Annotated in this window: 13 protein-coding genes and 1 riboswitch; all 13 genes read left to right on the forward strand. The window is 33.7% G+C overall.

Translation table 11 applies throughout. The features are described from left to right. Positions 1 to 404 precede the first annotated feature (404 nt). The 13 genes from N4A57_RS04425 (at position 405) to grdD (ending at position 14,418) form a co-directional block, all read left to right on the forward strand. Positions 405 to 1,097 (forward strand): lytic transglycosylase domain-containing protein, encoded by a 693-nt coding sequence (locus N4A57_RS04425; RefSeq protein ID WP_293656377.1) that lies wholly within the window; start codon positions 405 to 407, stop codon positions 1,095 to 1,097. Positions 1,098 to 1,492: 395 nt separating this feature from the next. Beyond that, positions 1,493 to 2,755, forward strand: coding sequence for a replication-associated recombination protein A (locus N4A57_RS04430; RefSeq protein WP_293656378.1), 1,263 nt, complete (start codon positions 1,493 to 1,495; stop codon positions 2,753 to 2,755). Between the two features lie 71 nt (positions 2,756 to 2,826). Next, positions 2,827 to 3,297 carry a tRNA (uridine(34)/cytosine(34)/5-carboxymethylaminomethyluridine(34)-2'-O)-methyltransferase TrmL gene (trmL, locus tag N4A57_RS04435; RefSeq protein WP_293656379.1) on the forward strand — a complete coding sequence of 157 codons (471 nt, stop codon included), beginning with the start codon at positions 2,827 to 2,829 and terminating at the stop codon, positions 3,295 to 3,297. A gap of 174 nt (positions 3,298 to 3,471) precedes the next feature. After that, positions 3,472 to 5,097 (forward strand): Na/Pi cotransporter family protein, encoded by a 1,626-nt coding sequence (locus N4A57_RS04440; RefSeq protein ID WP_293656380.1) that lies wholly within the window; start codon positions 3,472 to 3,474, stop codon positions 5,095 to 5,097. A gap of 148 nt (positions 5,098 to 5,245) precedes the next feature. Further along, on the forward strand, positions 5,246 to 6,085 hold the full coding sequence (locus N4A57_RS04445; protein WP_293656382.1) for a DegV family protein: 840 nt from the start codon (positions 5,246 to 5,248) through the stop codon (positions 6,083 to 6,085). A 111-nt stretch (positions 6,086 to 6,196) separates the two neighbouring features. Beyond that, positions 6,197 to 6,303, forward strand: a riboswitch (glycine riboswitch). A 170-nt stretch (positions 6,304 to 6,473) separates the two neighbouring features. After that, positions 6,474 to 6,842, forward strand: a complete 369-nt coding sequence (locus N4A57_RS04450) for a GrdX family protein (RefSeq protein ID WP_293656384.1) — start codon at positions 6,474 to 6,476, stop codon at positions 6,840 to 6,842. A 31-nt stretch (positions 6,843 to 6,873) separates the two neighbouring features. Further along, complete coding sequence (trxB, locus tag N4A57_RS04455) at positions 6,874 to 7,818, forward strand: thioredoxin-disulfide reductase (protein WP_293656385.1); 945 nt, start codon at positions 6,874 to 6,876, stop codon at positions 7,816 to 7,818. A 16-nt stretch (positions 7,819 to 7,834) separates the two neighbouring features. After that, the gene (trxA, locus tag N4A57_RS04460) at positions 7,835 to 8,155 is read left to right on the forward strand and encodes a thioredoxin TrxA (RefSeq protein WP_293656386.1); all 321 of its coding nucleotides are present in this window, start codon (positions 7,835 to 7,837) and stop codon (positions 8,153 to 8,155) included. Positions 8,156 to 8,215: 60 nt separating this feature from the next. Next, positions 8,216 to 9,502 (forward strand): glycine/sarcosine/betaine reductase component B subunit, encoded by a 1,287-nt coding sequence (locus tag N4A57_RS04465; RefSeq protein ID WP_293656387.1) that lies wholly within the window; start codon positions 8,216 to 8,218, stop codon positions 9,500 to 9,502. Between the two features lie 24 nt (positions 9,503 to 9,526). Next, positions 9,527 to 9,997, forward strand: a complete 471-nt coding sequence (grdA, locus tag N4A57_RS04470) for a glycine/sarcosine/betaine reductase complex selenoprotein A (protein WP_293656388.1) — start codon at positions 9,527 to 9,529, stop codon at positions 9,995 to 9,997. Between the two features lie 245 nt (positions 9,998 to 10,242). Next, positions 10,243 to 11,553, forward strand: coding sequence for a glycine reductase complex selenoprotein B (gene grdB, locus N4A57_RS04475; RefSeq protein WP_293656390.1), 1,311 nt, complete (start codon positions 10,243 to 10,245; stop codon positions 11,551 to 11,553). 133 nt (positions 11,554 to 11,686) lie between these two features. Then, positions 11,687 to 13,225, forward strand: coding sequence for a glycine/sarcosine/betaine reductase complex component C subunit beta (gene grdC / locus N4A57_RS04480; RefSeq protein WP_293656392.1), 1,539 nt, complete (start codon positions 11,687 to 11,689; stop codon positions 13,223 to 13,225). 20 nt (positions 13,226 to 13,245) lie between these two features. After that, on the forward strand, positions 13,246 to 14,418 hold the full coding sequence (gene grdD / locus N4A57_RS04485; protein WP_334303715.1) for a glycine/sarcosine/betaine reductase complex component C subunit alpha: 1,173 nt from the start codon (positions 13,246 to 13,248) through the stop codon (positions 14,416 to 14,418). The last annotated feature ends 180 nt before the right edge of the window (positions 14,419 to 14,598 follow it).

Genomic DNA, 14,598 nt, shown 5'->3' on the forward strand with positions numbered 1-14,598 from the left:
AGGCAAGAAAAAATAACCCCTTTAGGGGTAGCCTGAGAAGGAAAGCGGTTGGCAGACCTTTCAATGTGTCTTAAGACACGGCGAGCAACATGCCCTTCTAGGGCTAAAGCAAACCACCCGTTCGACGGGTGGTCATGATTATACTTTTTTATCTATATTTTCTCTATTCTATGAATAAAATGGGATGAAAAGGTTTTTTTCTTGGAATTTCAACAAAATTCCCCTTATTTCTTACAAAAAACAAAAAAAGTCTGGTATAAAATGTGGTTATTGTGGTAAAATATCTTAGGTTATTTAAAAAAGCTATTATTATGATAGTTATATGGGTATAAATAAAATACAGTTTTTTAAACTGTATTTTTTACTTGGAATTATTTATACATTTATAAAAAAGGAGAATAATTATGATAGTTAAAAATAATAAGTTAATAATTACCCTACTAATCTTGTGCCTAATGTCTATGGGGACTGTCTATGCAGAAGAGGGAAATGATGAAGAGGTAGTAGAATTATTAGACGAAAAAATATTGAATCTAGAGGAACTTATAAAAGAGATAGAAAAAAAGCAAAGGGTACTTAACAAAATAAGCAGAATTCAAGAATATGTTAAAATGGATTTATCAAGCAACATAGATAAAGTATTGGAAATAGAAAAAAATACTAAATTGGATATGGAGGCTGCTGCTGTGGTGGTGGCTTATTCAGAAAAATTCAATATAAATCCATCCTTAATATTGGCTGTAATAAAACAGGAGAGTAATTTTAATAAGTATGAAGTAGGAGCCGATGAGGATAGGGGATATATGCAGGTGATTCCTAGTACGGAAAAGTGGCTAGCCAATAAATTTGGAAAAACAATAGGAATAAAATATGATCCAAGTAAAATATACAATCCAGAATATAATATTGGATTAGGAACCATATATTTAAGTATACTTAAGAAGAATTATGGAGAGAACTACAATAAGATATTGTCTGAATATAACAGAGGACCTTATAACCTAAAGGCCTATTACAATAAACATAAAACTTATACAACTTCCTATTCAAGGGGAGTCCTAACAAAGGAAAAGAAATATTTAAAGTTTAATAGGTAATTTAAAAGATAAAGAATTGGGGATACCCAATTCTTTATCTTTAATTATTAGTAATTAGTAAGTCTCTTTGTATGTTAAAATATTATTTGAGTGCATATAGATTTCGTGTTCATAAACTTGCTTTATGTGAGCCTACTTCAGGAAAATATATTGAAATTTTTTTCCACCCGAGTCCTTGTCACAAGCGAAAGTGTAAATCTTCGTAGATAGGTTCATGAGTCATGTTGGAGTAGTATAGGACGTTGTGACGTTCCAGGGTTCCAAAAATTTTCAATATATTTGCCCTTGTAGGCAAGTTACTGAATAAAGAAAGCTTACTATTACGAAATCTATATACACAATAGGTAAAATAAATTGTTTTTCTTAGATTAAATTAACAGGAAAAAGGTGATAACATGAGACCATTGGCCGACTTGATAAGGCCTGAAACCATAGAAGATGTGGTAGGACAAAAGCATATATTAGGAGAAGGTAAACTCTTAAGGCGCCTTGCAGAAAATGGACATATACCAAATATGATATTTTATGGACCACCGGGAACAGGTAAAACCACAGTGGCAAATATAATAGCAAATAAAACAGATAAAAGGTTATATAAGCTAAATGCCACCAATGCATCCATAAGTGATATAAAAGATATAATAAAGGATTTAGGTAGTATGTTTACGGCTGGTGGAGTATTACTTTATTTAGATGAGATCCAAAATTTCAATAAAAAACAACAACAATCATTACTCAAATTCATAGAAAATGGCGAAATTACCCTCATATCTAGTACTACGGAAAATCCCTATTTTACCATATTTGGGGCCATATTAAGTCGTTCTAGTATATTTGAGTTTAAAAGATTAGAAGAAGAAGATATATTAATTGGGCTTGAAAGAGGTATTAACATATTAAAAGAATATACAAAAAAAGAAATAACCTATGATAATGATGCACTCCTTTACATGGCTAGGGTAGCTAATGGGGATTTAAGAAGGGGTCTTAATAATTTGGAATTGGCAGTTTATTCAGGTCCCCATAAGGAAGTTATAATAGATATGGATCTGGCCAAGGAATGTACTCAGACTAGTGGCTTTAAGTATGATAAATTTGGTGATAATCACTATGATACCCTAAGTGCTTTTCAAAAGTCCATAAGGGGTAGTGATCCAGATGGGGCTATACATTATTTAGCACGACTAATAAAATCGGGAGACCTACTTAGCATATGTAGAAGACTATTAGTAATAGCATCAGAGGATATAGGTCTTGCTTATCCAAATGGAATAACTATAGTAAATAATTGTGTGGAAGCTGCAATGAAATTAGGATTTCCAGAGGCCAAGATTCCATTAGCTCAAGCAGTTATACTACTTGCTAGTTCACCTAAATCTAATTCAGCAATGAATGCCATAAATAAGGCACTAAATGAGATAGATACTATGGATATAGGTGATATACCTGTCCATTTAAAAGATGCCCATTACAAAGGTGCATCTAAACTTGGGAGAGGAATAGAATATAAGTATCCCCATGATTATCCTAATCATTATGTTAAGCAAGAATATTTACCACAAAAACTTAAGAATAATATATATTATGAACCTTCAAATAATAAGATAGAAAATAGATTTAAAGAACATTTAGGAAATCTACGGGGGAAAAATAAATAGATTTATTTACCCTATATGGTATAATCAATAGGGTGAAAAATCATAATAAAATAAGAAGGGTGTGAAAAAATATGCCTGTTAATGTAGTGTTATATCAACCAGAAATACCACCAAATACAGGAACTATAGCTAGAACTTGTGCTGCAACGGGAACAAGTCTACATCTTATAAAACCTTTAGGATTCTCCATAGAGGATAAGCATTTAAAGAGGGCAGGTCTAGATTATTGGTATTTACTAGATTTACATATTTATGAAAATGTAGAAGAATTTTTTGAAAAAAACAAGGGTAAAAGGATTTATTTTGGAACTACAAAGGCAAAGTCCTATTATACGGATATGAATTATGAAGAAGATTGTTTTATTATGTTTGGTAAAGAAACAGCTGGAATACCAATGGACATACTAAATAAACATATGGATACTTGTATTAAAATACCTATGGTAAAGAATGAAAAGGCCAGATCCCTTAATCTATCTAATTCTGTAAATATTGTTTTGTACGAAGTTTTAAGACAAATTGGATTTAGAGATTTGATTTAGTTGTAAAATATTTACAAAATAACAGGAACTACTACAATTTACAAGGGAATTTTACAATAAATTAATAATTTTGACATTGTGTTAGTAAATTTAACATTCTCTTAACAAAAGAAGAAGTTAAATATTATATTATATATTTGGATAAACGATAGAATATTGTTAGGAGGTTAACACATGAAAATTCTCTTTGGAGTATTAGGAGGATTAGGTTTATTTCTTTATGGAATGAGCATTATGGGAGATGGTTTACAAAAGTCTGCCGGAGATAGAATGAAAAGAATTATAGAAATCCTCACTAGTAATAGAATTATGGGCGTGTTTGTTGGTGCCATAGTAACAGCAGTAGTCCAAAGTTCAAGTGCTACAACAGTAATGGTTGTAGGTTTTGTAAATGCTGGAATAATGAACTTAACTCAAGCAACTGGAGTTATTATGGGAGCTAATATTGGTACAACCATAACGGCTCAAATAGCTTCACTAAAGTTAAGTGAGTTAGCTCCTATTGTTGTGGCAATAGGTGTAGGTGTTTGGTTATTTGCAAATGATAAAAAGGTTAAAAACATGGCAGAAATATTAATTGGTTTTGGTATATTATTCATAGGAATGGATTTAATGAAGGATTCCGTAAAACCATTGAGAGAGTATAGTGGATTTAAAGATATGCTTCTTTCCTTTGGGAATCACACATTTGTAGATTCTTTAATGGCCATATTTACAGGATTTTTTGTAACAGCAGTAGTTCAAAGTTCTAGTGCCACAACAGGGATATTAATAGCCCTTGCCAGTGAAGGTTTATTACCTATAGAAGCAGCACTTCCAATTTTATTTGGTACAAACATAGGAACTTGTGTAACAGCCATGTTATCAAGTATAGGTGCTAATAAAACTGCTAAAAGAGCCGCAATTATACATTTAATGTTTAATGTAACAGGAACAGTTCTATTTATGATAGCATTTAAGAGTATCACAATAAAAATTGTTACTGACTTAACTACACTTCCAGAGAGACAGCTTGCAAATGCCCATACTATATTTAATATAGTTAATACATTAATACTATTACCTTTTGCACCATTATTAGTTAAATTAGCAAATAAGGCAATACCAATAGATGATATAGAACAATCAGATCAAAAGGGCATAAAATACCTAGATGATAGAATGTTAGAAACTCCATCAATAGCCATGGTTCAGGTTAACAAAGAAATATTAAACATGGCAAATCTAGTATTAGAAAGTTATGAGTTATCTGTAAAGGCCTTCTTTGAGGGTAGTGAAAAGATTGCTCAAGAGGCATTTAAACTTGAAAAAATTATAAACAATATGGAAAGATCTATAGGGGAGTACCTGGTTAAATTATCAAATACGTCCCTATCAGCTAGACAACATGAAATTGTAGATGGAATGTTTAATACTATAAACGACATTGAAAGAGTTGGAGATCATGCTGATAATATTGCAGAGTTAGCCATATATAAGAAAGACAATAAACTAATATTTAGTGAAAAGGGTATTAAGGAACTAGGAGAGATGCACGAGAGAGTTCTCAAGTCTTATAAGGAATCTATTTTAGCTCTAGAAACAGGTGATTTAAATATAGCAAGAAAAATATTAGAGCGAGAAGGCGAAATAGATCATATGGAAAAATCATTAAGAGCTAGCCATATAGGCAGACTTAATAGACAAGAATGTAATACGTCTTCAGGAGTAATATTCCTAGATATTATAAGTAATTTAGAAAGAATGGGAGATCATACAGCTAAGATTGCCTTTGCCGTGTTAGATTTTCCTGATAGATAAGAAAAAAAGGTGTAATAAGGGTGGATACCCTTAACTACACCTTTTTTCTTATAGTGTTCAAAATTTAATATGATAAATATGTTGTAAAAGATAAGTCTTAATAATAAACTTATTTATAGGTAAGTATAAAATGAAAGGAGCATATTTCATGAATATAAAAATAATAACAGACAGTTTGTCAGACATTCCTAAGGAATCAATTAAAAAATATGATATATGTGTCTTACCTCTTAAAGTGAGATTTAAAGAAGTTGAATATGAGGACCAAGTTACAATAACTACGGATGAATTTTTTGAAAAATTGGAAAAAAGTGAAGAACTTCCCAAAACAGCTCAGGTCATACCCAGTGAATATATTGAAAAAATTGAAAAATATTTAAAAGAAGGTTATGAAATTATAATTATAAATGGATCTTCAAAGGTAAGTGGAACCCATCAATCAGCCCTAATAGCAAAAGAGGAAACGGATCCAGAAAAGGTCCATGTGATAGACACCCTATCCCTTTCCTATGGATGTGGTATTATTGCCGTAGAAGCTGCCAAAATGGCAAAGGAAGGAAAAGGAAGAGAAGAAATAATCCAAAAGGTCAATGAGATGATAGATAGGGTGGAAGTATTATTTTCTGTAGAAACTTTAGACTATCTAAAGAAAGGAGGAAGATTAAGTTCTGCTAAAGCTCTCATAGGAAATCTATTAAATGTAAAGCCCATATTACATATTAGGGATGGAGAAGTGGAAGTTATTGAGAAAGTAAGGGGAAGCAAAAAAATAGTTAAGAAAATGATTGACTTATCTAAAAGCATGTCATTAGAAAAAAATATGAAATCAATCACCATTTTACATGGGCAAAATGAAAAAAGTTTCCAAAAATTGAAGGATGAAGTTAAAAAAGAATTAAAACCAAAGGAAATTCTTGAAAGTCGCATAGGGCCTACAATAGGCACCTATACAGGACCGAGCCTAATCGCCATTGTATTTATGAAGTAAAAAAAAACTTATAGACTTGCATAAAAATATATTGATAAATTTTAAACTTTGTTCTATAATAAAGTTGTAAAAAGAAAAGTGAGAAAATTGTATTAAAAAATCGAATTCTGATTGACGAGTGTGGGAGAGAACTAAAATTAGTCGCCGAAGGGACAAGCAAACTATGTTATTGCCAACTGGTTTGTGAATTTCTCAGGCAAAAGGACCGTGCTTTGACAGAACTCTGGAAAGCTTTTCAAATAAAAGCACCGACGGAGCAATCCTTAAGGGGAGAATCTCTCAGGTTTACGACAGAGAAACATGGCATCTTATTTGCCATGTTTTTATTTTACATGAAAGTGTCATAAAATAAATATGATTGTGACTTTTTAAAAAGTTGGAGGATGAGATGAAAAGAATATTAGTGACGAATAACCCAAAGGTGAATGATGAATTTTCCATGGTAGTGGATACTATCTACATAAAGGAAAAGGATTTCATTAAAGTCTTAGAATTGGCTAGAGATAAGATTCATGAGGGACATAAGTTACTTACCCATCCACTATCATCTAGTATTAAGCCAAATGAAACTCCTTATAAGTCTGTATTGATTTCAAAAGAAGTGGCTAAACTACATATGGAATCCTTAATGATTATAGAGAATTCATTGCTAAGTGCTAAAAAATTAATAAATGATAGAAAGACTCCTAATTGGACAGAAAGTATATTAGAAGATTTTCAAATCATTGATTTGTCAATAATAAAGAGTGCTATGTAGTTATAAAAAGTAAATTTTAAGGAGGACTAAAATGCAAAAGGTATATGATGTGGTAATAATTGGAGCAGGACCTGCAGGATTAGCTGCTGGACTTTATGCATCAAGAGCAAAGCTAAAAACACTAATTCTTGAAAAGGGAAAAGTTGGAGGACAGATAGTTACGACAAATGAAGTAGCTAACTACCCAGGATCAATTGCAGATGCAACAGGACCTAGCTTAATCGCAAGAATGGTAGAACAAGCGGAAGAATTTGGAGCAGAAAAGAAAATTGATTCAATTGTGGATGTGGATTTCACTGGAAAAATTAAAGTAGTAAAAGGTGAAAAGGAAGAGTACCATGCAAAGTCAGTAATTATTGCAACTGGAGCACAACCGAGAAAAATTGGATGCTCAGGTGAAGTAGAATTAACTGGTAAGGGAGTTTCTTACTGTGCAACTTGTGATGCTGACTTCTTTACAGATTTAGAAGTATTCGTAATCGGTGGAGGAGACTCTGCAGTAGAAGAAGCAATGTACTTAACTAAGTTTGCCAGAAAAGTAACTATTGTACATAGAAGAGATGAATTAAGAGCTGCTAAGTCAATTCAAGAAAAAGCATTTAAAAATGATAAAATGGAATTTATGTGGGATACTACTATAGAAGAAATCAAAGGTGATGGAATTATTGAGTCTGTAGTATTCAAAAATACTAAGACTGGTGAATTAATTGAGTATGAAGCACATGAAGATGATGGTACATTTGGAATATTCCCATTCATTGGATTCTTACCAATTAGTGAAATCTTTGATGGAAAGATTAAACTAGAAAATGGATACATTCCTACTGATGACAACATGAACACAGACGTTGATGGTGTATTTGCAGCAGGAGATATTAGAGTAAAATCATTAAGACAGGTAATCACTGCGGCAGCAGATGGTGCAATTGCAGCTGTAACTGCAGAAAAATATATTGAACACAATTTTGGTGAATAAAAAAGGAGGTAACAAAATGTTAGCTGTTGATAAGAATACTTTTCAAGAAGAGGTTTTAGAAGCAGATGGTTTCGTTTTAGTAGATTATTGGAGTGATGGTTGTGAGCCATGCAAGGCTTTAATGCCAGACATAGAAGCTTTAGCTGAGCAATTTGATGGTAAAGTAAAATTCACAAAATTAAACACTACTAAAGCTAGAAGATTAGCGATAGGACAAAGAGTTTTAGGACTTCCTACAATCGCTCTTTACAAAGGTGGAGAAAAGATTGCAGAAGTAACTAAAGATGATGCAAACAAAGCCAATATTGAGGCTATGTTAACTAATAACATTGGTTAATAACTTATTATAAGGGGGAATCCCATTTATATAAGTTACAATAAAAGGGAGGTGGGCTTTGTGCGATTAGAATTAGGTAAAATTAAAATCTCTGATATACAATTCGGAGAAACTACTAAGGTAGAAAGCGGAGTCTTATTCGTAAACAAAGACGAAATTGTTAACTTGGTTTTAGAAGACGAGCATATTAAATCAGTAGAGGTTGATATTGCAAAACCAGGTGAGGAAACAAGAATAACTCCGGTTAAAGATGTTATTGAACCTAGGGTAAAGGTCGAAGGTAATGGGGAAATTTTCCCAGGAGTAATCAGCAAAGTCGATACTGTAGGTTCAGGTCGCACACATGTCCTAGAAGGGGCTGCTATTGTTACTTGTGGTAAGATTGTTGGTTTTCAGGAAGGGATTATCGACATGTCTGGCATAGGTGCTGAGTATACACCATTTTCAAAGTTGAACAACTTATGTTTAGTAATTGAGCCAGCTGATGGTTTAAAACAACATGAGTATGAGCATGCTGCAAGAATGGCAGGACTTAAAGTAGCTACTTTCATAGGAAAAACTGGTAAGGATGTAACACCAAATGAGGTTGAGGTTTATGAAACTAAGCCAATAATGGAAGCTGTAAATGAATATCCAGATCTTCCAAAGGTGGGTTATGTGTACATGCTTCAGACTCAAGGTCTTCTTCATGATACATATGTATATGGAGTAGATGCTAAGAAAATTGTTCCAACTATTTTATATCCAACAGAGATTATGGATGGAGCAATATTAAGTGGTAACTGTGTATCTGCTTGTGATAAGAATACTACTTATCATCACTTGAACAACCCAATCATTAAAGATCTATATGCTAAGCATGGTAAAGAGTTCAATTTTGTTGGAATCATTGCTACTAACGAAAATGTATACCTAGCAGATAAGGAAAGATCATCTAACTGGACTGCTAAGTTATGTAAGTACTTAGGTTTAGATGGAGTTATCGTATCTCAAGAAGGTTTTGGTAATCCAGATACTGACTTAATAATGAACTGTAAAAAGATTGAAACAGAAGGTATTAAAACTGTAATCGTTACTGACGAATATGCTGGTAGAAATGGTGCATCTCAATCATTAGCAGATGCTGATCCAAAGGCTGACGCAGTTGTTACAGGTGGAAATGCCAATGAAGTAATCACTTTACCACCTATGAAAAAGATTATTGGTATGTTAGATTATACGGATAAGATTGCTGGTGGATTTGATGGAAGTTTAAGTGAAGATGGAAGCATTACTGCTGAAATCCAAGTTATTACGGGTGCTACTAATGAATTAGGATTTAATAAATTATCTGCAACAGAATATTAATAATTAGTAGAGAGGATGATAACAATGAGTTTATTTGATGGTAAAAAAGTCATCATCATTGGTGACAGAGATGGAATACCAGGACCAGCTATGGAAGAATGTGTTAAGACTACAAATGCAGAGGTTGTATTCTCGTCCACAGAGTGTTTTGTCTGAACGGCTGCAGGAGCAATGGATTTAGAAAATCAAAATAGAGTTAAGTCAATGACTGATCAATATGGCGCAGAAAACATGTTAGTACTTTTAGGAGCAGCAGAAGCTGAGTCTGCAGGACTTGCTGCTGAAACTGTAACTGCTGGAGACCCAACATTTGCTGGTTGTCTTGCAGGAGTTGCATTAGGATTAAAAGTATACCACGTAGTTGAAGAAGAGGCTAAATCTCAATTTGATGCTGACGTATACGAAGACCAAGTTGGTATGATGGAAATGGTTTTAGATGTAGATGAAATTGCATCTGAAATGTCTTCTATCAGAGACCAATTCTGCAAGTACTAAAAAGCCATATTTAGTACAAGCATTTAATTTTTTAAATAATTTTTTAAAAAAAATTATTAACTCTAAATTTTGATTATAAAAAAATCCATTGAACGGATCTCGTTGAGATTCAAAATATTAAGATTCATTAGAAGTGAATTATACGTGAAATTTTAAATAAATATCTCATGAAGATTTATCTACGTGGGAGCAAATCTCTAAATTACAATTAAGTTGACAATAAAAGTTAGAGAGGGGGGGGAAATATGAGCAAGCTTAGAGTTGTTCATTATATAAATCAATTCTTCGCAGGTATAGGTGGAGAAGAAAAAGCTGATTACAAACCAGAAGTTAGAGAAGGTTTTGTTGGGCCAGGTATGGCTATCAACAATTTAATGAAGGAAGAAGCTGAGGTTGTCACTACAATTATTTGTGGTGACTCATATTTCAATGAAAATGTAGAAGAGGCTAAGGCGGAAGTTATAAAGATGGTTAAGGATGCAAAACCTGATCTATTTGTAGCGGGACCAGCATTTAACGCAGGTAGATATGGTGTTGCGTGTGGTACTATTGCTAAAGCTGTACAAGAGGAATTAAACATTCCTGTAGTTACGGCAATGTACCCAGAAAACCCAGGTGCTGATATGTATAAGAAGGATTTATACATCTTAGAAACTGGAAACTCTGCTGCCGCAATGAGAACTGCAGCACCTGCTTTAGCAAAACTTGCACTTAAATTAGGTAAGGGAGAAGAAATTGGATCTCCTGAAGCTGAAGGATATATTAAAAGAGGTGTAAGAAGAAATATCTTTAGAGAAGAAAGAGGAGCTACAAGAGCAGTAAATATGCTTGTTAAAAAGTTAAAGGGTGAGGAATTTGAAACTGAATACCCAATGCCTACTTTTGATAATGTAGATCCAGGAAAGGCAATTGAAGATTTATCTAAAGCAAAGATCGCTTTAGTAACATCTGGTGGTATCGTTCCTAAAAACAACCCAGATAGAATCGAATCTTCAAGTGCATCTAAGTATGGAAAATACGATATTGATGGAGTAATGGACTTAACAGAAGCTACTTACGAGACAGCTCACGGTGGATTTGACCCTGTATACTGTAACGAAGACTCTGATAGAGTATTACCAGTAGACGTATTACGTGACTTAGAAAAAGAAGGAGCTATCGGTGAATTATACAGATACTTCTATACTACAACTGGAAATGGTACTTCAGTTGGTAACTCTAAACAATTTGCTGCTGAATTTGCACAAGAGTTAGTAGCAGATGGCGTAGATGCTGTTATTTTAACTTCTACGTGAGGTACTTGTACTCGTTGCGGTGCAACGATGGTTAAAGAGATTGAAAGAACTGGTATTCCAGTAGTTCATATCTGTACAGTAGTACCTATTTCCTTAACGGTTGGAGCTAACAGAATAGTTCCTGCTATAGCTATCCCTCATCCATTAGGAAACCCAGCATTAGAAGCTGCTGATGAGAAGAAGCTAAGAAGAGAAATTGTTGAAAAATCTTTACATGCATTAACTGTCGAAGTGACAGGTCAAACTGTATTTGAAGATTAACATATGTCAGCTGCTTTGCAGCTGGCAGATGGAGACTAAAAGGGTGGTATAGTATCACCCTTTTATTTTAAAAAAGTCTATAACTGCGAGCTGCAAAGAGAGGCAGCTTATAAAAAAACCGGAGGTGGAAATTATGAGCTTTCCAGTAATTAAGGGAGCTGGATATGCACTAGTGCATACACCAGATATGATAATGCACAATGGAACTACTCAAACTACTGAAAAAATAACTAATCCAGATTCAGAATATTTAAAAAAGGCACCAGAGCATATAAGACCATATGAAGAAGTATTAAACTATGCTCCAAACCAAGTTTACATAGGAAACATGACTCCAGCAGAATTAGGTGAAATGCCAATGCCTTGGTTTGATAAAGATGCAAAATCTAAGGACCGTTATGGTAAGTTTGGGGAAATAATGCCTCAAGATGAATTTATTGCTTTAATGAAGTTTAGTGATGCCTTTGACTTAGTGAAGTTAAGCAAAGAATTTACTGCACAAGTTAAAGCTAAAATAGAAGCACACCCTCTTTTCAAAGATGAAGTTGGAAAACTTAAAGAAGGAGAAGAGTTTGAAGAAATAGAAAAGCTTGTAAATGAGCAACATTCAGAAGCACTATACCATGATGGAAAATTAGTTGGATGCGTAAAAAGAGCTCATGATGTGGATGTTAACTTAACTTCTCACATTATATTTGAAAACTTAGTAGTTAAGGCTTCAGGAGTACTAGCATTCAAACATTTAGTAGATAAAAATAACATTAACGTATCTGATATTGATTATGTTATTGAGTGTTCAGAAGAAGCTTGTGGAGATATGAACCAAAGAGGTGGAGGAAACTTTGCTAAGGCTATCGCAGAAATGTGTGGAGCTGAAAATGCAACAGGTTCTGATACTAGAGGATTCTGTGCTGCACCTACACATGCATTAATTGAAGCTGCTGCTTTAGTTAAGTCTGGAGTATATGATAACGTTGCTATTGTAGCTGGTGGAGCTACTGCAAAATTAGGTATGAATGGTAAAGACCATGTTAAGAAGGAAATGCCAATACTAGAAGACGTATTAGGAGCATTTGCTGTATTAATTAGTAAAAATGATGGAGTAAACCCAGTGCTTAGAACTGACTTAGTTGGTAAGCATACAGTTGGAACTGGATCTTCACCTCAGGCAGTTATTACTGCACTTATTACTGCTCCTCTTGATAAGGGTGGACTTAAGATTACTGATGTAGATAAGTACTCAGTAGAAATGCAAAACCCAGACATCACTAAGCCTGCTGGAGCTGGAGATGTACCGGAAGCTAACTACAAGATGATAGGAGCTTTAGGTGTTAAGAGAAAAGAATTAGAAAGAAAAGAGTTACTTAACTTTGTTAAAGGTCATGGTATGCCTGGTTGGGCTCCAACTCAAGGACATATTCCATCAGGAGTTCCATATTTAGGATTTGCTATGGATGATTTATCAAATGGTAATGTTAATAGAGCTATGGTCGTTGGTAAGGGAAGTTTATTCTTAGGAAGAATGACTAACTTATTCGATGGAGTATCTATAGTTATAGAAAGAAATAGTGGTGTTGTTGAAGATAATAAGCCAGGAGTATCAGAAGATGCAATAAGAAGCATGATAGCTGAGTCTATGAAAGATTTCGCATCACATCTTTTAGGAGAATAGGAGTGATGACAATGGAGAACATGGAAATCAAAAAACTTATTGGTAAGACCTTTTTAGATATATCAGAAGCTATTCAAAGTGGTCACTTTGGTAAAAAAGTTAAGGTAGGTTTAACTACCCTTGGAAGTGAGCATGGAGTAGATAACTTAGTTAAGGGTGCAGAACTTGCAGCTAAGGATGCTTCAGACTTTGAAATAGTTTTAATAGGACCAAAGGTTGATACAGAACTTGAAATTGTAGAAGTAAATTCAGAAGATGAAATGCATAAAAAAATGGAAGAGTTACTTGATTCTAAGTACATTGATTCTTGTGTAACTATGCATTACAATTTCCCTATAGGAGTGTCTACTGTAGGTAGAGTTATAACTCCAGCTAGAGGAAAAGAAATGTTTTTAGCTACAACTACAGGAACTGCTTCAGCTCATAGAACAGAAGCAATGGTTAAAAATGCACTATATGGAATTATAACTGCAAAGGCAATGGGAAATCCAAACCCTACTGTAGGTATACTTAACTTAGATGGTGCAAGACAAGTTGAAAGAGCTTTAAGAGAATTGGATTCAAATGGTTACAAAGTTAACTTTGCTGAATCAATGAGAAGTGATGGCGGAGCTGTAATGAGAGGTAATGACTTACTTGCAGGTACTGCTGATGTTATGGTAACAGATACTTTAACAGGTAATATCATGATGAAAGTATTCTCTTCTTATACTACAGGTGGAAGCTATGAAGCAATGGGATATGGATATGGACCTGGAATAGGTATTGACTATGAAAGAGCTATCCTTATTTTATCAAGAGCTTCAGGATCTCCAGTAGTTGCTAATGCAATCAAGTATGCTGCAAAGTTAGCGATGGGTAACGTGATAGAAGTATCTAAGAGAGAAGTAAAGGCTGCTCGTGATGCTAAATTAGATGAAATCTTAGCTAGTTTCACTAAGGAAACTAAGAAAGAATCATCTGATGAAGAAGTTAAAATGCCAGAGAAAGAAGTTGTAACAGGATCAATATCTGGTATAGATATTATGGACTTAGAAGATGCAGTACAAGCCCTTTGGAAAGCAGGAATCTATGCTGAAAGTGGAATGGGTTGTACAGGTCCAATTGTACTTGTAAATGAAGGTAAAATGGTTGAAGCAACTGAAGCTTTAGCTAAAGCTGGATTTATCGCAGGTAGTGGATCTCCATGCTAATATAAAATTAAAGACTTAGGTGACTAATGGCACCTAAGTCTTTTCTAATTTTATTAAAAACTATTTTTTGAAAATTAGAAATAGTGACACTTTGGCATAATTGGGCAAAAAAACTTACTATTTTCAATATAAAGTGTTATAATAATAATGTACAAAATTACACTAAATTTATTTTTTTTG

The sequence above is a fragment of the Anaeromicrobium sp. genome (assembly GCF_025210435.1).
Classification (GTDB): domain Bacteria; phylum Bacillota; class Clostridia; order Peptostreptococcales; family Thermotaleaceae; genus Anaeromicrobium.

Bases quoted from the DNA above. Each gene is read 5' to 3' on its own strand.
- N4A57_RS04425 (WP_293656377.1), top strand. From the start codon at position 405: ATGATAGTTAAAAATAATAAGTTAATAATTACCCTACTAATCTTGTGC.
- N4A57_RS04430 (WP_293656378.1), top strand. From the start codon at position 1,493: ATGAGACCATTGGCCGACTTGATAAGGCCTGAAACCATAGAAGATGTG.
- N4A57_RS04445 (WP_293656382.1), top strand. From the start codon at position 5,246: ATGAATATAAAAATAATAACAGACAGTTTGTCAGACATTCCTAAGGAA.
- grdC (WP_293656392.1), top strand. From the start codon at position 11,687: ATGAGCTTTCCAGTAATTAAGGGAGCTGGATATGCACTAGTGCATACA.
- N4A57_RS04440 (WP_293656380.1), top strand. From the start codon at position 3,472: ATGAAAATTCTCTTTGGAGTATTAGGAGGATTAGGTTTATTTCTTTAT.
- trxB (WP_293656385.1), top strand. From the start codon at position 6,874: ATGCAAAAGGTATATGATGTGGTAATAATTGGAGCAGGACCTGCAGGA.
- grdD (WP_334303715.1), top strand. From the start codon at position 13,246: ATGGAAATCAAAAAACTTATTGGTAAGACCTTTTTAGATATATCAGAA.
- trxA (WP_293656386.1), top strand. From the start codon at position 7,835: ATGTTAGCTGTTGATAAGAATACTTTTCAAGAAGAGGTTTTAGAAGCA.
- N4A57_RS04450 (WP_293656384.1), top strand. From the start codon at position 6,474: ATGAAAAGAATATTAGTGACGAATAACCCAAAGGTGAATGATGAATTT.
- trmL (WP_293656379.1), top strand. From the start codon at position 2,827: ATGCCTGTTAATGTAGTGTTATATCAACCAGAAATACCACCAAATACA.